Origin of the sequence: Streptococcus sp. 27098_8_82, from assembly GCF_041431615.1 — a bacterium.
Taxonomy (GTDB): Bacteria; Bacillota; Bacilli; order Lactobacillales; family Streptococcaceae; genus Streptococcus; species Streptococcus sanguinis_K.
On the sequence record NZ_JAPVYB010000003.1, the window covers coordinates 56,547 to 77,603 of the forward strand.

A 21,057-nucleotide genomic window follows, 5' to 3' on the forward strand; every position below is an offset into this window, starting at 1 on the left:
AGGGCAAATTTGTCTGGTGGATTTAAAAAAATAGTAGCTAATTTTTCCTATGTCGTCTTGTCCAATTTGCTGACAGTAATAGTTTCTTCTCTGGTTGTCTTGATTTTGCCTAAGATTATGGGTGTAGAGGAGTATGGATACTGGCAACTCTATATTTTTTATTTATCTTATGCCGGTTTTGTTCATCTAGGCTGGGTGGACGGAATCTACCTTCGCTACGGTGGTTTGGAGTATGATGATCTGGATAAAGAAAAGTTTTTCTCTCAGTTTCTCATGCTTTTGATCTATTTGACAGGGATTGGAATTTTATTTTTCTTAGGGACTTCTGTCTTTATTAGAGATGGGAGCAGTCGGTTTGTTTTTATACTTTTGGTTTATACCATGTTGGTCACCAATCTGCGCTTTCTCTTTGTTTACGTTTTGCAGATGACTAATCGACTAAAGGAAAGTTCTTATGTTGTCAGTGGAGACCGACTCCTCTATTTACTGCTTTTACTGGTCTTTATTTTCGTGGGTTTTCGAGACTTCAAGATTATGGTCTATGCAGATTTAATTGGTAGAGTTGTTTCTCTTTTTTATGCCATGTATCTATGCCGAGATATGGCCTTGCGACCTCTCAATCAGTTTAAGCTTGATATACAGGAAATGGTTCGCAATATTGCTGTCGGTATCAATCTGATGCTATCAAATGTAGCCAGTATGCTCATTATCGGAACGGTTAGAATGGGGATTCAAAAGGTATGGAACATTGCTACATTTGGGAAAGTATCCTTGACCTTGAGCATTTCCAATCTGCTGATGACCTTTATCAACGCTATCGGTTTGGTCATCTTTCCGATTTTGAAACGGACGGACGAAAGCAAGTTGCCTAAGATTTACAATCAGTTGCGGAATATCCTTATGGTTCTTATGTTTGGAGTGCTTTTGCTGTATTATCCCCTGAAAATAGCTTTGGACAGCTGGCTGCCGGCTTACAGAGAGTCCTTGATATTTATGGCTCTGGTCTTTCCTATGTCTGTCTACGAGGGCAAGATGGCTCTGCTTATCAATACCTACTTAAAAGCCTTACGAATGGAGAGGCAGATTTTTAAAGTAAATGTTATTGCCATGCTTTTAAGCTTTGCTACTACCTTGATTTTTGCAGTTTTTCTGCGCAATCTGAATGCCACAGTACTGTCTATCGTGCTGTTGCTGGCGACTAGGAGTATACTGGCAGAGCTAATCTTAGCCAAGAGGATGCAGATCGAAGTCGTCAAAGATATCTGGGTTGAGTTGCTAATGACGCTTGTATTTATTGCTTCGAATTGGTTTTTATCAGTTTATCTAGCTGCTGCAGCTTACGGATTTGTCTATCTGACCTACAGCATTTACAAATACAAAAGTTTGAAAGGTCTGCTCCAGCAATTGCGGGCTCGTTGATGCTCGAGAAATTATAAATAGTTTAACAATCTAAACGCTAAGCCCTGTCCGGGCTTTTTATATGCACTCTCCTGTCATCAATTGATATGTTTTTTAATGGGCGTGTAATCTGGTCTTGATGAGCTGTAATAATAAACATGCTATAATGTCTGCATGAAGACTGAAAACACAACTTTGCACGCTTTTAAGGCCCTAGCTTGCTTTAGTATTGTTTCCTTACACTTTCTGCTGCCGGGGCAATTTGGCGTTTTTTATCAAATTGTAGCCCGCTTTGCAGTTCCCTTTTTCATGATGCTGTCGGGCTATTTTTCCTTTAATATTTCCAGAGATAAGGTCAAGTATCGTCTCAAGCAGATGCTCCTTTTGACAGCTGCTAGTCTCCTGTTTTACACGATTGTGCATTTTGTCAACCTAGTGCTGACCAGAGAGCTAACAGAAAAGATGGCAGCTATAGACCTGTCTGATTTTGCGGACTTTTTCCTCTTTAACAGTCCCAGAGACTTGATTGGCTCGGCCGCTACACCGACCTGGTATTTGCTGGCGATTTCTTATATCTACACGCTTTATCTGATTTTTTATAAGCATTTCCACCGCTTAACTAGCTTTGGTGTGTCCCTGTTCTTGTTGGTTCTGGCCTTTTGTATTGAGTTCAATACAGATAGCGAATTTTACTATCGAAACTTCCTGTTTATGGGTCTTCCGTTTTTCATTTTAGGCATGCAGTTTGCCAATCATCGGGATCGGATTTTAGCCTACGACTTGTCGTCTGTCAGGAAATGGGCGATTGGCTTGGGAATAGCGGCTTTGATTTTGCTTGAGTACTGTTTCATGGGTACGGAGTATGACCTCTATCCTAGTACCCTTTTGTCTTCCAGTGCAATTTTCCTCTATGCGGTCAGAAACGGGACCAATATTGATATTCCGATTTTGAATAATATCGCCAAAAAGTACGCCACCATGATTTATATCATTCATCCTTTCATTATCTTCATTTTCAGGTCGATAATGCCTCGGAATACTATTTATAGTTTTGGCTTTTTTATCATTTTCTTACTGTCTTATTTGCTGAGCATAGCTTTTCAGAAAGCCATCAGGCCCAGACTTATCAGTGCACTTCTGGCTTAGTGATGTAAGCTGTCATAGCTTATCCTCGCTTTGACTCCAAACTAAAAGCAACAGAGAATACTGTTGCTTTTCTTGGTCTATCTTGGGTTCAGACTGCTCAATACTTTTTCAAAACTGTCAGAGCGAGCTTCGACGGTTATTTTTTCTAGCGTAAAAGGGTGGGTGAAGGTCAGGCGATGGGCATGGAGCATAAGCCGCCCTTTAGGCTGCGGATGATAAAGGGGGTCACCGATAAGTGGGTGTCCGTGGTGAGCTAGATGAACACGGATCTGATGGGTGCGGCCAGTCTTGAGTTGGCATTTGACCAAGGCAGCCTGCCCAAGTTGCTTGAGCCTAGTCACATGGGTCTCTGCATAGAGTCCTTTTCGGGGGTCAACCAGCCGTTTTCTGCGATCATGGCGGTCGCGGCCAATCTTGTCTTTATAGATAAGCTTTTTGCTTGGGAACTTGCCTTGAACCAGAGCCCAATATGCGCGGCTGATTTCTCGCTTTTCCAGCAGTCGATTGAGGATGGGCAGGACAAAGGGATTCTTGGCAAAGAGGACAGCGCCGCTGGTTTCCTTATCCAGCCGGTGAACGACATAGCAGGTCTCGCCAACATAGGCAGAAACATGATTAAGCAGGGCCAGCTCTGTTGCTTCATTAGCATGGGTTTTCATACCCTCGGGTTTATTGACTATAATGAGGTGTTGGTCCTGGTAGAGCTCTTCTACGAGTTCGCCATTTCCAAGCAAGATTGTCTTTTGAGGATAATCCTCTTCATCAAATATCAGGCAGATGTCATCTCCGGGGTTAACCAAGGTCTGCCAGTTGATAGCCAGGCCGTTGACAGACACGTGCTTTTTGGTCCGCAGAAAGTGCCGAATTTTTCGCGGAATGAGAAATTGTTCTTCCAGCAGCTCTTTGACTGTCATGGCAGGCAGTCCATCTGGGATAGTCAGTGTAAATTTCATACATTTATTGTAGCAGAAAGCCATAACTTTGGAAATAGGCAGTGTCGGATAAAACTTGCTGCAGAGGGCTTTAAAAGGCTATTTAATATACCCTTTTTCTTAAAAATAACTAAAAATCAGACAGGAAATAGGGTACTTTCTTGTCTGCACCTAAATAAGGTGATAAAATAAGGTTTATGAAGAATTTAAAAGATTTGTTTGAAAAGTTAGTAGATTATTTTACTATACAGAAACCTCAAAAAGAAGCAGCAGAGGAGGTAGAGCTGACAGAAGAGCAGGCTAAGTCTGGTCTCAGCCGTTCGGGCAAGACCAAGAAGAAACCTCTCTCTCAGCACCCTATCCGCCGTTTTTGGCGCAGGTTTCATCTGACCAAGATATTACTGATTCTCGGCTTGACCTTTGGTCTGGTGGTCGGCGGCTATCTCTTTTATGTGGCTAAGACGACCAATGTCAAGGATTTGCAGAATGCCCTTAAAGCTACCACGCTCATCTTTGACAAGGATGGCAATGAAGCGGGAAGCCTGTCTGGTCAGAAAGGGACCTATGTCGAGCTGACTGAGATTAGTCAAGACCTGCAAAATGCTGTCATCGCGACAGAGGACCGGACTTTCTATGAGAATGGCGGGATTAACTACAGTCGGTTTATTCTGGCTATCCTGACAGCCGGTCGTTCGGGTGGGGGGTCCACCATCACCCAGCAGTTGGCCAAGAATGCCTATCTGTCTCAAGACCAGACTATCGAGCGGAAGGCCAAGGAATTTTTCCTGGCTCTGGAAATCAATAAGAAATATAGCAAGCAGGAAATCCTGACCATGTACCTCAATAACTCTTACTTTGGGAATGGTGTTTGGGGTGTGGAGGATGCTTCTAAGAAATATTTCGGAGTTTCGGCTAGCCAGCTCAGTCTGGACCAGTCGGCTGTTCTGGCTGGTATGCTCAAGGGACCAGAGATTTACAATCCGCTGTATTCAGTTGAAAATGCGACCAATCGCCGTAATACGGTGCTGCAAAATATGGTTGCTGCAGGCTTTATTGATCAGGGGACAGCCGATCAGGCTGCCGCTGTAGGAATCGGTGGCCAGCTGGTTGATGCGTATGCCGGTAAGTCAGAAGACTATCGCTATCCATCCTATTTCGATGCGGTTATCAATGAAGCGGTGAATGACTACGGCTTGACAGAAGAAGAGATTGTCAATAATGGCTATCGCATTTATACTGAATTGGATCAGAACTACCAAGCCAGCATGCAGGTTATTTACAGCAATGTCTCTCTCTTTCCTGTAGCAGAAGATGGTACTATGGCTGAGTCGGGCAGTGTTGCCTTGGATCCAAAAACCGGCGGTGTGCGGGCATTAGTAGGGCGAGTCAATAGTGCAGAAGGTTCGACCTTCAGAAGCTTTAACTATGCAACCCAGTCTTCCCGCAGCCCCGGCTCTACTATCAAGCCTTTGGTTGCTTACAGTCCAGCCGTTGCTGCTGGTTGGCCGACAGATAAGGAGCTGGATAATACCAGAACCACCTTTGGCGACTACACTATCAACAACTACGGCAATATCCAAAGTTCCCCTAAAGTTCCAATGTATCAAGCCTTGGCAGAATCTCTGAACATTCCAGCTGTTTCAACTGTAGACGAGCTAGGCATTAACAAAGCCTTTGAGTACGGGAAAAAGTTTGGTCTGAATATGGACAAGGTTGATAAGACTTTGGGAGTAGCACTAGGAAGCGGAGTCACGACCAATCCAATGCAGATGGCGCAGGCCTACTCGGTCTTTGCCAACGGCGGTGTGATGAATGATGCCCATCTCATTACAAAAATTGAAAATGCCAGCGGTCAGGTCGTCAAGACCCATCGCCAAACCTCTACCCGAGTTCTTAATGGCTCGACTACTGACAAGATGAACAGCATGATGCTGGGGACTTTCTCGAATGGTACAGGTATCTATGCGGCTCCGTATGGCTATACTATGGCTGGTAAGACCGGTACGACTGAAACGGACTTTAACCCAGATCTATCTGGTGACCAATGGGTTATTGGTTATACGCCGGATGTGGTTATCAGCCAGTGGCTAGGCTTTCCAAAAACTGATGAAACCCACTATCTGACTGGAACCAGTGCGAATGAAGCCTCGGCGGTTTTCCGAAATGTTGCCAATAGCATCCTGCCATATACAGAAGGAACTTCCTTTGAAGGGCAGAAGAATGCCTATGCTGCCAACGGTATTGCCCCTGTGGACACCTATGGTACGGAGGAAACGGGTACTACAACTGAAAACAAAGACTTCCTGCAGGACGTTCAGGACCGAGCTCAAAACCTGGTGGATGAAGCCAAGAAAGCCATTGATGACACTGGTATTCCTGAAAAGGCGAAAAACCTCTGGGACACTGTTACCAGCTGGTTTCAATAGGATTTAAAAGAGCTGAACGGCTTGTCAAAAGCATAGAATCCTGCTATAATAAGAAAGATGGAGGCGTTATGGCATTAAAAAAAGCGAGTCTAGCGTGTACAGTCTGTGGTTCTCGGAACTACTCGGTTAAGCTCAGTAGCACTCCAAAACCAACGCGTTTAGAAGTTAATAAATTTTGTAAACATTGCAGTAAATACACCCTGCATAAAGAAACTAGATAGGAGATTGTTGTGAAATTCTTTAAAGATGTTTTTAAACTATTGAAAGATACAACTTGGCCTACCCGAAAAGAGAGATGGACAGATTTTATCTCTGTCATGGAATACACTGCATTCTTTGTAGTAATCATCTATATCTTTGATAAAGTAGTGGCAAGCGGTCTTTTCCAGATTCTGAATATTTTCTCTTAATGATTTAAGTAGAAATAAAAAAGTCTATAACAGGCATATCATTCAAAGTCCCACCTATTGTGAGTAGGTGGGACTTTTGACGTATGTAGTTATTCTATTCTAGGTGAAGCTTGACAAAGTATAAAAAAGGGGCTAAAATAGTATACCTAGGATAGGTTGTATGCATGTACAATCGAGGACTCTCATCTATTGGCGTAGATGAGAGTTTTTTAATGAACCATTCTGGCAGGATATAATTTTCTAAATAGTTGTTAGTGAGTTTAGATTTTTTATCTTCTCAAAATCTATGACACATACTATTTTTATATAACACTTGACAAGGTATAAAAAATAAGTTATAATATAATTCCGTGATAGGTTGTATGCATGTACAATCGAGGGCTCTCATCTATTGGCGTAGGTGAGAGTTTTTTTATAGAAATTCTCCCAGAATAAAGCCGGAGCCCTCATCTATTGGCGTAGATGAGGGCTCCTTGGTTGCACCGGAATTACTTCTTCCGGCGCTTGTTGTTGTGCTTTCCCCGCTTCTTATTGCTGCGGTTTTGCTTGCGCTGCTGCTCGTTCTTGTTGAGCAAAAGCTCCTCGAGCTTGCGCTCGTCCAGCTTAGTGAGCTTGCGAAGTTCAGCATTCTTCTTCCGAAGAAGACTGATCTGCTTCCGCAGGCTCTGCTGACGCTTTTGCTTGCGCTTCTCCAGGAACTTCTTTCCCGAAGCAATGAGGTCCTTGAGGACCTCGTCAACGAGCTTATCAGCCGTCTTCTTGCCCAAGTAGAGCAGGACGACGGTGATAACAACCGAGATGTTGGGAGCGAGAGAGTGGATGGCGTCCGTGATAGTGTTGAGCATGTCAATCGTCTCCTTTCATAGGACATGCGGATGTACCTGAATGCTGCTAAAGAATACATGTCTTCTTTAATGGCTTGTCAGGCTTGCTTGTACTCTAAGGAGAAGATTAGTTGATGGGCTGCTGGTCTGCAGTCTCTTTCTTCATAATCTCGCCTCCTTAAAGATATCAATAATTTGTTCAAATAAAAAAGCCACACTCGCAGCTTGCCATTTGAACACCTGTGAAATCAGAATTTTTTCCAACTGGAAATACTTTCTGATTCGACATTCATTTGTTCAGCAAAAAAAGACCCTTCAAACAAGTTCAAAGCACACCAAAAAGCGATTCTAATAACAAAACATCCTATGTAGTCAGTTTTGAAAAAATCTTTCTTAGTGTTCTTCAAGCCATAGCCCGAAAAGTCATAATATTACCGATAGTCATAAATGTCTAAGCTGTTACACAAAATCTTTCAAAATACCAATCCCATAGCTTCGTAGATTGTTTTTCTGTATTTTGGCACTATCTCTTAAGCAGTCTAAATCTCAGTAAAGAGTAGAAAGTCAGTTCTTAAAGATAGAATGAAGCCGACAGGCCTCATACCCAACTGAAAAGTAAAAATATTAAATTATAGATTTATTATACCATTTTATATTCCCTTGTCAAGAATTTTGAGGCAGAATTAAAAGACTTTGATTTGTCAGGAAAATAGTTAATAAATTCCTTTGCATTTGAGGAAATTATGGTATAATAGGGCTAGAAAGAAGCAGAAGCCCATAGGCTTTTTTATTTAGGAAAGGATGAACTCATGGACAGTTTTGACAAAGGCTGGTTTGTACTGCAGACCTATTCAGGCTATGAAAACAAGGTAAAAGAAAATCTTTTGCAGCGCGCTCAGACTTATAATATGCTTGAAAATATCTTGCGCGTGGAAATCCCTACTCAGACCGTGCAAGTCGAGAAAAATGGCAAGACCAAGGAAATCGAAGAAAATCGCTTCCCTGGTTATGTCTTGGTGGAAATGGTAATGACAGACGAAGCTTGGTTTGTCGTGCGGAATACTCCGAATGTAACAGGATTTGTCGGCTCACACGGGAACCGCTCTAAACCAACGCCACTCTTGGAAGAAGAAATTCGCAATATTCTCATTTCTATGGGTCAAACAGTGCAGGAGTTTGACTTGGACGTTAAGGTTGGGGATACTGTTCGTATCATCGATGGTGCCTTCACTGACTATACAGGTAAGATTACGGAGATTGATAATAACAAGGTCAAGATGATTATTTCCATGTTTGGTAATGACACCGTGGCCGAAGTTAATCTTAGCCAAATTGCAGAGCTTTAATTGACGAAGCCGCTATCCTCGTCAAAAATAAAATCCAAGACTTTTTTCAGTCTTGGATTTTTGTGTTTTTGGAACGAAGTGTGAGATTACTTATCCTTAATGACGGAGTCAATAATGTCTTTAGTTTGTTTCATTTGATAGGTAGACATTACCCCAACGATTTGATTATTCTGAGTAGAGAAATTAATAGAGTTCTATAAAATCTAAAGTTTAAAATAGCAAATTTACATTTTACGGTTCAACAATCTGATAGACTTTATCTTGATCGAACATGACGCTGTAATCTTTGCCATCTTGACCTTCCCATCCAAAAACAGTTGAGTGGCCAAAGACTGCGATTGTTTCTGGGCGTCCATGTTTAGCAACGACCTCCTGCGCGGACATCCCAGGTTGCACATCCTTGAGATTGTTGATTTTCTTAGGATTAGGTAGGCTGGCTGTCTTGGTAGTTACTGCTCCCTGGTCACTAAAACTTATCAAGATGCTGTAATCAGTTCCTCGCCAAAAGCCGCCACTTCCCATATCTGAGTCAGCGGGTCCCATTTTGCTGACAACCTCATCTTTGGTGCTGGGAGTAGGACCAGCAGATCCTATAAGGGACTCAACTTTTATGGTTTTAAATTCAGCCCATTTTGGAATTTCAGGGATATCCCCAAGAGCTTCCAGAGCCTCTCCCTGATCAATTAGGCTGATTTGAGCATTAGGGTCCTTGCGAGTATTAGAGCTAGAAGAAGTAGAGTAGTCTTCATCATCTTCACTAGAAGAGGAACTTTTTTTGCTAGATTCCTTTGTTGAGGATGAACTTTTTGAAGCTTTGAGGGAGCTAGGCGTCTTTTTTCTTTGCTGCGTCTGCTTGGCAGGCATACAGGCTGAGAGAGCTAGCAGAGAGAGAAGGCTGAGGGCATAGAAGCTAACTTTTTTCATAATCAATCTTTTTTCCTTTCGCTGATGATGAATGATATTTTTATAATATTATATCAGCAAAGTTTGCTAGAAACAATAGGAAGTGCAATAAAAAAAGCCCTTTGAGGACTTCTAGAAATATATTTACGAAGGCGGTAGACGGATTTGAACCGACGATCAAGCTTTTGCAGAGCCGTGCCTTACCACTTGGCTATACCGCCACAACTCTTATTATTCTATCGTAAATACTTGCTTTCGTCAAGAGTCTTTCAAAGTCAAATCAGAAAATGTTAGACGCTGTCATTCAGAACTCTTCGGGAAGTACATGTTCTACTGAGAGGTAAAATTCATTCTTAGAGGCAGATAGCGGCAAAAAATCTGGTAAATGCCTTGTCAAAGAGCTGCGCATTTGTTATAATAGAGAGTGCCGTGTAAATGGCAAAATACTCATTTTAGATGAATTGTGGGACTGTTGCCCTTGGGTGGTCCTGCGAGCTGAAATCTAAAAGAGGAAAAAAACAAAAAGGAGAATTTACTCATGGCAGTAATTTCAATGAAACAACTTCTTGAGGCTGGTGTTCACTTTGGTCACCAAACTCGTCGCTGGAACCCTAAGATGGCTAAGTACATCTTCACTGAGCGTAATGGCATCCACGTAATCGACTTGCAGCAAACTGTAAAGTATGCTGACCAAGCTTACGATTTTATGCGTGATGCTGCTGCTAACGATGCAGTTATCCTCTTCGTTGGTACTAAAAAGCAAGCTGCTGACGCTGTCAAAGAAGAAGCAGAACGTTCAGGTCAATATTTCATCAACCACCGTTGGTTGGGTGGGACTCTTACAAACTGGTCTACTATCCAAAAACGTGTAGCTCGTTTGAAAGAAATCAAACGCATGGAAGAAGACGGAACTTTCGAAGTTCTTCCTAAGAAAGAAGTCGCTCTTCTCAACAAACAACGTGCTCGTCTTGAAAAATTCTTGGGCGGTATCGAAGATATGCCTCGTATCCCAGATGTGATGTACGTAGTTGACCCTCATAAAGAGCAAATCGCTGTTAAGGAAGCTAAGAAATTAGGTATCCCAGTGGTTGCTATGGTTGATACTAACACTGATCCTGATGATATCGATGTTATCATCCCAGCTAACGACGATGCAATCCGTGCGGTTAAATTGATCACTGCGAAAATGGCTGATGCTGTTATCGAAGGCCGTCAAGGTGAAGATAGCGTTGAATCAGTAGAAGCAGAATTGGCTGCAACTGAAACTCAAGCAGATTCTATCGAAGAAATCGTTGAAGTTGTTGAAGGTTCAAACGAATAATCAGTAAACTAACCTAAAGGGGCAGGGCTCAGCCCAGCTCCTTTATTTACATTAAAAAATAGGAGAAGAAAAATGGCAGAAATTACAGCTAAGCTTGTCAAAGAATTGCGTGAAAAATCTGGTGCTGGTGTCATGGACGCTAAGAAAGCACTTGTTGAAACTGATGGCGACATCGAAAAAGCGATTGAATTGCTTCGCGAAAAAGGGATGGCAAAAGCAGCTAAGAAAGCTGACCGTGTTGCCGCTGAAGGTCTGACAGGCGTTTACGTAAACGGTAATGTTGCCGCTGTTGTTGAAGTGAATGCTGAAACTGACTTCGTTGCGAAAAATGCTCAATTTGTTGATTTGGTAAATGCAACTGCGAAAGTAATCGCTGAAGGTAAACCAGCTAACAACGAAGAAGCTCTTGCTTTGACAATGCCTTCAGGTGAAACTCTTGAAGCTGCATACGTATCTGCAACTGCAACTATCGGAGAAAAAATCTCTTTCCGTCGCTTTGCTTTGATTGAAAAGACAGATGCTCAACACTTTGGTGCTTACCAACACAACGGTGGCCGTATCGGAGTTATCTCCGTTATCGAAGGTGGAGACGATGCTCTTGCTAAGCAAATCTCTATGCACATTGCTGCGATGAAACCAACAGTTCTTTCTTACAAAGAATTGGATGAGCAATTTGTTAAAGATGAATTGGCACAATTGAACCATGTCATCGATCAAGACAACGAAAGCCGTGCAATGGTTGGTAAACCAGCTCTTCCACACTTGAAATACGGTTCTAAAGCTCAATTGACTGATGCAGTTGTTGCTCAAGCTGAAGAAGACATCAAGGCTGAGTTGGCTGCTGAAGGCAAACCAGAAAAGATCTGGGACAAGATTATCCCAGGTAAAATGGACCGCTTCATGCTTGACAATACTAAAGTTGACCAAGCATACACACTTCTTGCACAAGTGTACATCATGGACGACAGCAAGACAGTTGAAGCTTACCTTGAATCAGTAAATGCTTCAGTAGTTGAGTTCGCTCGCTTTGAAGTTGGTGAAGGTATCGAAAAAGCTGCTAACGACTTTGAAAATGAAGTAGCTGCAACAATGGCTGCCGCTCTTGGTCAAAACTAATCGTTTTTAGCTTAGAAATTGAACGATAAAAAGGTCTGAGATTTTTCTCAGACCTTTTCATTTGTAGCATTTTGAAACATCAAGTTTAGAATGGTGAGCAGCATCACTTAGCTGCTTTTTCTCTTTCTTCCTTATGAGCAATCAAGCCATTGGTAAAAATCAAGACCACCAATATGAAGAGAAGCACTGTCGTTTGGGGGTAAGTCAGGCTAAACTGATAGACTTTGGTAATAAACAAAAGGGGCAGAGTAACCACCATCATGATTAGAAAGCTATACCATTTGACTCGGTTGCTGACCAGCTCCTGTTCGAAGAGCAGGGGAGCATAAAGACAGGCGATGAGAGCTCCGATAGGAATATCAACATAGTCAGCAGAAAAGATGGTGAAAATACTCAGGGCTGCAAAGAGCCATTTGAGCACATGACGAGAATAGTTGAGCCAATCCATTTTCATTGGATTATCCTCCTTGTTTAGATGATAGTTGGCAGGCAGGAGTTTCTGTCTGTCTTTTCCTTGTGGATTTCCACCTATATTATAACGCTTTAAAAGCAAAAAGCAAGCGGTTACACAAACCTGACAAAGCTTTTTCACTAGTTTGAATTGTCAGACCTTTCAGTCATCCCTTTTTCTTTCAAAATAGAGACTTTTCCGGTATAATATTAGTCAAAGATAGTCAATGTTAGAGAAGCAAGGAAAAAAGAGATTTATTCTGAAATTCTCAACTGGAAAGGGAAGTCATGAGTGCAAAAAACACATCGGACAGTATTGAAGCATATATCAAGTCTATTCTGGCTCAGGCGGGGATGGTTGAATTAAAACGCAGTGAATTGGCTGATGTTTTTCAGGTGGTTCCCAGTCAGATTAACTATGTGATTAAGACGCGTTTTACGGAAAGTCGGGGCTATATCGTCGAGAGTAAGCGTGGCGGCGGAGGCTATATTCGGATTGGAAAGATTGAATTTTCCGACAGGCATCAGATGCTTTGCGGCCTGTACGACAGTGTGGGAGAGCGTGTCAGCCAGCAGGTTTTCACAGATGTTATTCAGCTTCTTTTTGATGAGAAGATTATGACTGAACGTGAGGGCAATCTAATCTTGTCAACAGCGTCGGACTCGATTTTGGGTGACGGAGCTGCGGTGATTCGTGCCCGAATATTAAAAAAGATTTTACAACAACTAGACAGAAAAGGAATGGAATCATAAATGAAATACTCAAAAGCCTTAATAGAAAGCTTGGAAGCAGCCCAGCTCTTGGCCGGCCATTTTACGACAGATTATCTGGAATCATGGCATCTGCTGATTGCTCTGGCTAATAATCCCTACAGCGTTGCTGGTTCAGTCCTCAATGAGTTTCCTGTGGAAGTGGATGGATTTGAAGAAGCGGCTTTTCAGATTACTGGTCAAGCTTATCAGAAAGACGGTCACTTCGAGCTGCTGCCTTTTTCTTATCGCTTAGAGGAGTTGTTTGAGGAAGCGGGGCAAATTGCAGAAGCTGTTCGCGCTAAGCATGTAGGTACTGAGCATGTGCTGCTGGCCATGCTATTTGACCGGGGGACCTTGGCTTCTCGTATTCTGGAATTTACCGGCTTTAGCTACGAGGACAAGGAGCAGGGACCGAAAATTAGTGATTTGCGAAAGGTCTTGGAGCAGCGAGCTGGCTGGGGCAAGGAAGATATCAAGGCTATTCGCAGTCTGAATAAGGGGGTAATGGCTGCCAAGCAGACCATGGCTAATATGATGGGGATGCCGGCTTCTACTAGCGGGGGGCTAGAAGATTACACTCGTGATTTGACGGATCTGGCTAGAGATGGCCGATTGGAGCCCGTCATTGGCCGCGATCAGGAAATTTCACGGATAGTTCAGATTCTCAGTCGCAAGACTAAAAACAATCCAGTGCTGGTTGGAGATGCTGGGGTTGGTAAGACAGCTCTGGCTTTAGGACTGGCTCAGCGTGTAGCAGCTGGTCAGGTTCCGGCTGAACTTGCTAAGATGCGGGTTTTGGAGCTGGACTTGATGAATGTAGTCGCTGGCACTCGCTTTCGCGGAGATTTCGAGGAGCGGATGAACAACATCATCAATGACATTGAAGAAGATGGTCATGTCATTCTCTTCATTGATGAGCTGCATACTATCATGGGCTCTGGCAGCGGTATTGACTCGACCTTGGATGCGGCCAATATCCTGAAACCGGCTCTGGCTCGCGGAACTCTGCGAACAGTTGGTGCCACGACGCAGGAAGAGTATCAGAAACATATTGAAAAAGATGCGGCCCTTTCCCGGCGTTTTGCTAAGGTCAGCATAGAAGAGCCAAATGTGGCTGACAGCATTGCTATTTTACAAGGTCTGAGAAAGAGCTATGAGGACCATCACAAGGTACAGATTAGTGATCAGGCTATTGAGACGGCGGTGAAATATGCCCATCGCTATCTGACTAGCAAGCATCTGCCGGACTCTGCTATTGATCTTTTAGATGAGGCTAGTGCGACAGTCCAGAACAGAGGACCGCAGAATTACGAGCAGTCGGATTTGTCGCCAGTGGATCAAGCCTTGATGGCAGCGGATTTTAAAAAGGTTTCACAACTGCTTGAGCAAGAGCAGCAACCCAAGCTCTATAAACTGAAAGTGGAAGAAGACGATGTCTTGGCTACTCTTAGTGCTTTGTCTGGTATTCCAGTGCAGAAGCTGACTCAGACAGATGCGAAGAAATACCTCAATTTGGAAACAGAACTGCATAAACGCGTGATTGGGCAGGACGAGGCGATTTCAGCTATCAGCCGAGCTATCCGGCGGAACCAGTCTGGTATCCGCAGCAGCAAGCGGCCTATTGGCTCCTTTATGTTCCTAGGTCCGACAGGAGTCGGAAAAACAGAGCTAGCCAAGGCCTTGGCTGAAAGTCTCTTTGATGACGAATCTGCTCTCATCCGCTTTGATATGAGTGAGTACATGGAGAAATTCGCGGCTAGCCGCCTCAATGGAGCGCCTCCAGGCTATGTAGGCTATGAAGAAGGAGGGGAGCTGACGGAGAAGGTACGCAACCGACCTTATTCTGTCCTGCTCTTTGACGAGGTGGAAAAGGCGCACCCAGATATTTTCAATGTTCTCCTGCAGGTCTTGGATGATGGTCAGCTGACTGACAGCAAGGGTCGCAAGGTGGACTTCTCCAACACGATTATTATCATGACCAGCAATCTGGGGGCGACCAGTTTGCGGGATGATAAGACGGTGGGCTTTGGAGCGCGGGATATTCGCTTGGACCATGCCAATATGGAAAAACGGATGCTGGAAGAACTCAAGAAAGCATATAGACCGGAGTTTATCAACCGTATCGACGAGAAGGTAGTCTTCCACAGCCTATCTGCAGAAGATATGCAGGAAGTGGTCAAGGTTATGGTCAAACCGCTCATTGCCAGTCTTGCTGAAAAGGGAATTGAGCTGAAGTTCCAGGCCAGTGCCCTTAAGCTGCTGGCTCAGGAAGGCTACGATGTGGAAATGGGGGCACGGCCATTGCGCCGCACTCTGCAGACTCAGGTGGAGGACAAGCTGTCTGAGCTCCTCTTGACAGGAGATTTGACAACGGGTCAGACTCTTAAGGTCGGGGTCAAGGCTGGCCAACTCAAGTTCGAAGTGGCCTAGAAAGCGAAACCTTGCAATGGAAAGTTGAGTGCTTTCGGTTAATCCTTGATAGAAAGCATACCTATAGATACCGAACAGTTATTTCATCATTCAATGAAACTGGGAATTGAAGGATTGGAGGCTGATATGTCGTTTTTTAAAGACTTGTTTGCTGGCAAGAAAGCTAGAGTAAAAGCACCAGAAGAGCGCAAGGCGGCCAGTATCCAGCGTTTGAAAAAGGAAGGCATTCCTTACATTGAGCATTTGCCAGTCATCGAAAGTGCTGAGCAAGTAAGGCCGCGCTCGCTAGAAGAAATTGCGCGTCGAGCTGTTACCAGCCTCTTGATTATTCAGGCGGCCTTGGATATCGAAAATAATAATTATAATGAGGAGAGCCGCCAGTGGCTGCAAGATAAACTGCAGCAATACGGGGTGCAGGAAGAGTTGACGCCCAAAGAAAGGGCAGTCTTGGAAGATCGTGCCGACTCGGCAGCTATTATTAATATGGTTTGGAAATACGAGGCCTATTGGTCCCTGATTTGGTACTTAGGTCTAGTAGATACTTTACCGTTTCCAGATAAGATTTGTGATTGTGATGCTGCTATTGACGCAGTCGCTAGTGCGGTTGACTTTCAGGAATTTCTGGGCAAATGCCAACCGCGCAGCTTAGAAGAGTTACTGGATGAGGATGATTTGATTTATCGTTATCATTGGGCCTGTGTTGATGCTCGGATTCATGACCAGCCAGCACCGGCAGGCCTTGATGAAAGTGTTGTTCTGGAGAGGCGGTCTGGCCTTGACTGGCTGCTGGGGCTAAATACGGCCCAAGACTGGGATGCTGTTGAGCTGCATACCTAGTCCAACTTCTCTTGATTCACTCAATTAGAAAAGGAGGTACCTTTGTCCGCTCGTAAAATGGCTAAAATTGCCATCCTATCGGCTTTATGTGTGGCCTTTCGCTATGCATTTTCCTTTTTGCCCAATGTGCAGCCTATTTCAGCTATCTTTTTCCTGATAGTTATCTTTGAGGATTTGCAGACTTCACTCCTAGTGATGGCTGTGACGATGTTTACATCAGCCTTTCTTTTGGGAATGAGTCCGATCGTCCTCTTTCAGTTGCTGTCCTTTGGACTGATTCTTTGCCTTTGGCGGCTGCTCTATCCTCGGTTAAATCTAGTGGGACAGGGAATAGTAGCAGCTCTCCTATCCTTTGGCTATGGCATTGCCATCGATACACTGACAGCCTTGCTGTACAACTATCACTGGTGGTCTTATGCGATTATCAACGCTTTGACTTTCAATATAGCGCACGGACTGTCAACTTTGTTTTTTTACCCACTCTTGTACCCTATTTTAAGGAGGCTCTATAATGAAAAAAATCTTTAGTTTGCTGACACTTGCTTTTGCCCTTCTCCTAGTTGGTTGCGGCAGCAGCCAGACAAATACTGACAAGGGCTCTAGTTCCGCTGATTCTTCTGTCAAAAAGGAACTGAAAATCAGCATCAGTATTGCACCAGATGGTCAGGAGAAGAGCGAGAAAACGGTGGCTGTTGAAGAAGGAAAGACAGCTATGGATGCTTTGAAGAAGGCCTATAAGGTCGAAGAAAAAGATGGTTTTATCACTTCTATTGACGGCCATGCTCAGGATGAAGCAAAGGGCCTCTACTGGATGTTTAAGGTCAACGGAGAAATGGCTCCTAAGGCAGCCAATCAAATCACTGTCAAGGATGGAGACAAGCTGGAATTCTACCAAGAAGTCTATCAGCAATAAATCTTTTATAGAAAGAATCTGATGCTTAAGACATTAGGTTCTTTTTTTGCGCTTAATACAGTTTTAAAGTGTCTTAAAAATATTTTTATAAAATTTTATAAAAAACTATTGACAAAAGAAAAATATAGTTTATAATAAAATCATAGAAAAAATAAAATATAAAAAATGATAAAAAGGTTAAACGTATGAAAGAAAAAATTGCAATCGTCTTTGGAACATTTGCTCCCTTGCATCAGGGGCATATAGATTTGATTCAGAAGGCTAAGCGTTCTTACGACAAGGTGCGCGTGGTGGTTTCAGGTTATGAGGGAGACCGTGGGCAGGAAGTGGGTCTATCTCTGCAGAAACGATTCCGCTATACGCGGGAGACTTTCGCAGATGATGAATTGACACAGGTTTACAAACTGGATGAAACTTCTTTTCCTCGCTATCCTCTGGGTTGGGACAAGTGGCTGCCGGCTTTATTGGAGTTGGTGGGCTATGATGCAGAACGCGAGGAACTGATTTTCTTTGTAGGAGAATCAGACTATCAAGCGGAGCTGACAAAGCGTGGTTTTGAAACCTGTTTGGAAGAGCGCCAGTTTGGTATCTCAGCTACGATGATTCGGGAAAATCCTAGTCGTTATTGGAAATATATCGCCCAGCCTTTCCGCCGTCACTTTACCAAGAAAGTGCTGATTATGGGTAGCGCCAGCAATGGTAAAACGACCTTGGCTAAGGATTTGGCTCGCTACTATGATGCTCCGGTTAGTCTGGAATATGCTCGAGAATACCAGATTCAAAATAACGTGCGAGACGATGAGCTGACTCCTAAAGACTACTATTATCTGCTCTTAGGACAATATGCTCAGACTTCCAGATTAATTGACAGCAGCGCCAACCGTGGTCTGGTTGTGGCTGATACAAATTCTCTGGTAACCAAGGCTTACTATGATTACTATCTGAAAGAAAGTCCAGTTCAGGACGAAGAAACAGATACCTTTGACAATCTCTTTGCCAGTATTTTGTCCAAGGAAAAATGGGATTTGATTCTCTTTGCTGAGCCGGTCGGCACCTATGTTAACGATGGTTTTCGCGATATGAGCATGGCAGACGAGGCTATCCGCAGTGATTTTTCCAGCCATCTAAAAAGGCTGAAAGACCAGTGTTTGGCTCATATTCCGACGGTCTATCTAGCTGGTAGTTATTTGGATAATTACCAGGCGGCCAAAGAAGCGATTGACATGATTTATCAAGCGGATTAAAAAAGAAAGTGGTAAAATAGAATGGTAGTAAAAAATCAAAAACTCGCTCCTGCGAATCTCTACGCAGGACTGAAACAAAAATTTCAAACCTTTGCTCGGAATTTCCGCAATGTCTGTGCCGCAGCTAAAAAGCAGGGGATAAAAGGGGGCGCGAAATTGCTCTGGCAAGATTTATTTGGCGGGCGCAGCTTGGCTCAATGGCTCTACTTGATTACTCTTTCCAGTTTGCCTTTCATTCTGGAGTTCACCAGTGGCCAGAAGCAGCATGACTGGCTGGGACTCTTTGCTTCTTGGACAGGCATCGTTTGCGTTATTCTAGTGGCCGAGGGGCGGGCCAGCAATTACCTCTTTGGAGCGGTTAATTCGGCAATTTATCTCCTATTGTCTTTTCAGGCTAGCTTTTACGGAGAAGTGTTGACTACGGTCTACTTCTTTATCATGCAGCCGATTGGCCTTTATACTTGGCTGTCCAACCGGGTCAATGAACAAGATAAGGAAGGGCCATCTCATTTTGAAGCTAAGAAGTTAGACTGGCGTGGCTGGCTTAAATATTTGGCCTTGACGGCTTTGATTTGGATTGGCATGGGCTTTGCTTATAAGAGCATTCACAGTCACCGACCTTTCCGTGATAGCGTGACAGATGCGACCAATGGTATCGGTCAGCTTCTCATGACTGGTCTCTACCGCGAACAGTGGATCTTCTGGATTGCGACCAATCTCTTCAGTATCTATCTCTGGTGGGGCAGCAACCTTCACATACAGGCTATGTACTGGGTCTATACTCTCAATAGTATCGTCGGATGGTATCAGTGGACCAAGGCGGTGAAGAAAGCTTAGACTAAGATTTGAGATTTTTTGATAGAAAAAATAGCTTAGGAAAGGAAGAAACTTATGACCAAACAGGATATCCCAGCGGGAATGTCGGAAAAAGAGTACTATGAAACCATGGCGGATGAGTCCGCCTTTTTGGCATGGTACAAGACACAGGATTTGCCCAAGTATGAGACACCTAGCGTAACAGCGGATATGGTAGCCTACTGTTTCGTGGAAGGTCAGATAAAACTCTTGGTCATCAAGCGCAAGGCTCACCCTTATCAAAATAAATATGCTTTAGTCGGAGGTTTTGTAGACAAGCATGAGGATGCCTATCAGGCCTGCATTCGGGAAGTCAAGGAAGAGGTGGGGCTGGAGATACCGCTGAAAAAGGTGGAGCAGCTGATGACAGTTTCTACTCCAGGGCGTGATCCACGCGGATGGGTCATCACTATTGCTCATCTGGTCTATCTGCCGGCCATAGCAGTAAATCAAGTACAAGCTGGCGATGATGCTAAGGAAGTTACCTTTCTTGATGTAGACTTTAAGACAAGGAGTTTTAGAGATGGTGAGCGGCTCCTGACAGCAGAGGACTTTGCCTTTGACCACTACCAAATCCTGCTGGAATCTATCAAGCGGATTCAGGGGCGACTGGACTGGAATCCAACTTTTCTCCATCTGCTGGAATCACCGTTTACTGTTTATGAAGGGACTGAGTTGGTCAATCTCATCACGCCTAGACGACCTATTGTCAGCAATAATTTTCTAGTGAAATTTGGAGAATACTTGGAGGAGGCTGGCGTTAAGCGCGTGCCAAAGAAGAAGCCGAGAAAAGTCTATCGGTTGAAGGCAGAAAAATCAGATTAAAAGAAAGCTGATCATATATTTCTCTGCAGGACAAATTTGTCCTGTTTTTTCGTTTCTAATTACGAATAGATAAGTAGGAGCAAGTTTCTCATGACAAAAGAAACAGATTGAGAAACAGAACTTCGCTTGAGTAAAAAATTTTTTAAGAATTTTGCATAAATGATTGACATAGTAAAATCACAGTGTTACAATAATGTTACAAAAAGATTTCTTAATATTACAAGGAGATAAAAGATGAAAACACGTACTTATACAAAAATGATGGCAGCTACAGTTCTGGCTTCTAGTCTGTTTTTAGGGGCATGTGGTAAGAAAGAAGAAAGTGCAACAAGTGCTAGTTCTAGCAAAACTGTTCAAGCTTCTTCTAGCTCAAAAGTTGCGTCATCCAGCAAGGCCAGCGCTTCTCCTAAGGCCAGCAATAGAGCTTCTTCAGAAGGAGCAGTTAGCCAGCCTGGACAAGCCCAAGCTCCTGCCAGTCAGCAACAGTCTACTGTCGAAGCTCCTCAAGTCCAACAAACGCAGCCACAGCAAGCCTCAGGTCGACAAAACACTCAGAATCAAGCAACTCAACCAGCCCAAGCGCCCGAAAGCAATCGCCAGCTTCAGAATAAACAGGCAGCCAGCAATGCTCGCTATAAAGGTGTCTTGACTATGGTGGATGGGGATTTCTCAGCGGCTGCTGGTAATTGGAAGGATGCCAATGGAAATACTGTGACCGTATCAGGTAATGGTCAATTCACAGTTCAGTCTGCCGATGGAAAGACAGCTAATTATTCCATCGCCTCCTACTCCTATACGCTGGATGATGGCAAATACAATGCGCAGTTAAGCGGGCAAGGCAATGCCAATCTGCAGATTACAACAGGAGCAGATGGCTCAGTAACAAGCGTTGTAGTGACTCAATCCTAAACAGAACAAAAAAGGAAGT

At 43.7% G+C, this 21,057-nt stretch carries 21 protein-coding genes and 1 tRNA gene; 17 read left to right on the forward strand and 5 right to left on the reverse strand.

The genetic code is table 11. From position 1 onward, the window contains the following. Positions 1 to 9 precede the first annotated feature (9 nt). On the forward strand, positions 10 to 1,419 hold the full coding sequence (locus tag O3627_RS06425; protein ID WP_125382652.1) for a hypothetical protein: 1,410 nt from the start codon (positions 10 to 12) through the stop codon (positions 1,417 to 1,419). Between the two features lie 153 nt (positions 1,420 to 1,572). Beyond that, entirely contained in the window at positions 1,573 to 2,544 is a 972-nt protein-coding gene (locus O3627_RS06430; RefSeq protein ID WP_371621320.1) for an acyltransferase family protein, read from the forward strand. A gap of 77 nt (positions 2,545 to 2,621) precedes the next feature. Here the strand turns inward: O3627_RS06430 and O3627_RS06435 are convergent, their stop codons facing one another. Continuing rightward, positions 2,622 to 3,497 (reverse strand): RluA family pseudouridine synthase, encoded by an 876-nt coding sequence (locus O3627_RS06435; RefSeq protein ID WP_371621321.1) that lies wholly within the window; start codon positions 3,495 to 3,497, stop codon positions 2,622 to 2,624. 176 nt (positions 3,498 to 3,673) lie between these two features. Here O3627_RS06435 and pbp2a point away from each other — a divergent pair, with 176 nt between their 5' ends. From pbp2a to secE, 3 genes are all read left to right on the forward strand, one after another. Further along, entirely contained in the window at positions 3,674 to 5,902 is a 2,229-nt protein-coding gene (gene pbp2a, locus O3627_RS06440; protein WP_011837617.1) for a penicillin-binding protein PBP2A, read from the forward strand. A 68-nt stretch (positions 5,903 to 5,970) separates the two neighbouring features. Further along, positions 5,971 to 6,123 (forward strand): 50S ribosomal protein L33, encoded by a 153-nt coding sequence (rpmG, locus tag O3627_RS06445; protein WP_002894024.1) that lies wholly within the window; start codon positions 5,971 to 5,973, stop codon positions 6,121 to 6,123. 9 nt (positions 6,124 to 6,132) lie between these two features. Continuing rightward, positions 6,133 to 6,312, forward strand: a complete 180-nt coding sequence (gene secE / locus O3627_RS06450) for a preprotein translocase subunit SecE (protein ID WP_002894022.1) — start codon at positions 6,133 to 6,135, stop codon at positions 6,310 to 6,312. A 488-nt stretch (positions 6,313 to 6,800) separates the two neighbouring features. Here secE and O3627_RS06455 read toward each other — a convergent pair whose 3' ends face one another. Next, complete coding sequence (locus tag O3627_RS06455) at positions 6,801 to 7,157, reverse strand: hypothetical protein (protein WP_125382646.1); 357 nt, start codon at positions 7,155 to 7,157, stop codon at positions 6,801 to 6,803. Positions 7,158 to 7,945: 788 nt separating this feature from the next. Between O3627_RS06455 and nusG the strand changes: the two genes are divergently transcribed. Next, the gene (gene nusG, locus O3627_RS06460; RefSeq protein ID WP_002894018.1) at positions 7,946 to 8,482 is read left to right on the forward strand and encodes a transcription termination/antitermination protein NusG; all 537 of its coding nucleotides are present in this window, start codon (positions 7,946 to 7,948) and stop codon (positions 8,480 to 8,482) included. A 231-nt stretch (positions 8,483 to 8,713) separates the two neighbouring features. Here the strand turns inward: nusG and O3627_RS06465 are convergent, their stop codons facing one another. Then, entirely contained in the window at positions 8,714 to 9,406 is a 693-nt protein-coding gene (locus O3627_RS06465) for a hypothetical protein (protein WP_125382645.1), read from the reverse strand. A gap of 129 nt (positions 9,407 to 9,535) precedes the next feature. Continuing rightward, positions 9,536 to 9,606: transfer RNA gene (locus O3627_RS06470), tRNA-Cys, on the reverse strand. Between the two features lie 317 nt (positions 9,607 to 9,923). On the opposite strand from O3627_RS06470, the gene rpsB reads away from it, so the two are divergent. Then, positions 9,924 to 10,706 (forward strand): 30S ribosomal protein S2, encoded by a 783-nt coding sequence (rpsB, locus tag O3627_RS06475; RefSeq protein ID WP_002894015.1) that lies wholly within the window; start codon positions 9,924 to 9,926, stop codon positions 10,704 to 10,706. A 72-nt stretch (positions 10,707 to 10,778) separates the two neighbouring features. Beyond that, positions 10,779 to 11,822 carry a translation elongation factor Ts gene (gene tsf / locus O3627_RS06480; protein WP_002894014.1) on the forward strand — a complete coding sequence of 348 codons (1,044 nt, stop codon included), beginning with the start codon at positions 10,779 to 10,781 and terminating at the stop codon, positions 11,820 to 11,822. A 103-nt stretch (positions 11,823 to 11,925) separates the two neighbouring features. On the opposite strand, the gene O3627_RS06485 is transcribed toward tsf, so the two are convergent. Further along, a complete protein-coding gene (locus tag O3627_RS06485) occupies positions 11,926 to 12,414 on the reverse strand; it encodes a hypothetical protein (protein ID WP_185756130.1) in 489 nt (162 codons plus the stop codon). A gap of 146 nt (positions 12,415 to 12,560) precedes the next feature. Here O3627_RS06485 and O3627_RS06490 point away from each other — a divergent pair, with 146 nt between their 5' ends. The 9 genes from O3627_RS06490 to O3627_RS06530 all read left to right on the forward strand — a co-directional run bounded on the left by O3627_RS06490 (position 12,561) and on the right by O3627_RS06530 (position 21,038). Next, positions 12,561 to 13,025, forward strand: a complete 465-nt coding sequence (locus O3627_RS06490) for a CtsR family transcriptional regulator (protein ID WP_002894012.1) — start codon at positions 12,561 to 12,563, stop codon at positions 13,023 to 13,025. Next, positions 13,026 to 15,455: an ATP-dependent Clp protease ATP-binding subunit gene (locus O3627_RS06495; RefSeq protein WP_125382643.1), complete on the forward strand. Its 2,430-nt coding sequence runs from the start codon at positions 13,026 to 13,028 to the stop codon at positions 15,453 to 15,455. Between the two features lie 93 nt (positions 15,456 to 15,548). After that, positions 15,549 to 16,292 (forward strand): DUF4272 domain-containing protein, encoded by a 744-nt coding sequence (locus O3627_RS06500; RefSeq protein WP_002899230.1) that lies wholly within the window; start codon positions 15,549 to 15,551, stop codon positions 16,290 to 16,292. A gap of 42 nt (positions 16,293 to 16,334) precedes the next feature. After that, on the forward strand, positions 16,335 to 16,820 hold the full coding sequence (locus O3627_RS06505; RefSeq protein ID WP_002899229.1) for a hypothetical protein: 486 nt from the start codon (positions 16,335 to 16,337) through the stop codon (positions 16,818 to 16,820). Next, positions 16,804 to 17,205: a DUF4430 domain-containing protein gene (locus tag O3627_RS06510; RefSeq protein WP_002894007.1), complete on the forward strand. Its 402-nt coding sequence runs from the start codon at positions 16,804 to 16,806 to the stop codon at positions 17,203 to 17,205. Before O3627_RS06505 ends, O3627_RS06510 begins: the two co-directional genes overlap by 17 nt. A 185-nt stretch (positions 17,206 to 17,390) precedes the next feature. Then, positions 17,391 to 18,449: an AAA family ATPase gene (locus O3627_RS06515; protein WP_011837610.1), complete on the forward strand. Its 1,059-nt coding sequence runs from the start codon at positions 17,391 to 17,393 to the stop codon at positions 18,447 to 18,449. A gap of 21 nt (positions 18,450 to 18,470) precedes the next feature. Beyond that, complete coding sequence (gene pnuC / locus O3627_RS06520; protein WP_125382642.1) at positions 18,471 to 19,286, forward strand: nicotinamide riboside transporter PnuC; 816 nt, start codon at positions 18,471 to 18,473, stop codon at positions 19,284 to 19,286. Between the two features lie 54 nt (positions 19,287 to 19,340). Then, complete coding sequence (locus tag O3627_RS06525) at positions 19,341 to 20,129, forward strand: NUDIX hydrolase (protein ID WP_125382641.1); 789 nt, start codon at positions 19,341 to 19,343, stop codon at positions 20,127 to 20,129. 234 nt (positions 20,130 to 20,363) lie between these two features. Beyond that, on the forward strand, positions 20,364 to 21,038 hold the full coding sequence (locus O3627_RS06530; protein WP_125382639.1) for a hypothetical protein: 675 nt from the start codon (positions 20,364 to 20,366) through the stop codon (positions 21,036 to 21,038). Positions 21,039 to 21,057: the final 19 nt, after the last annotated feature.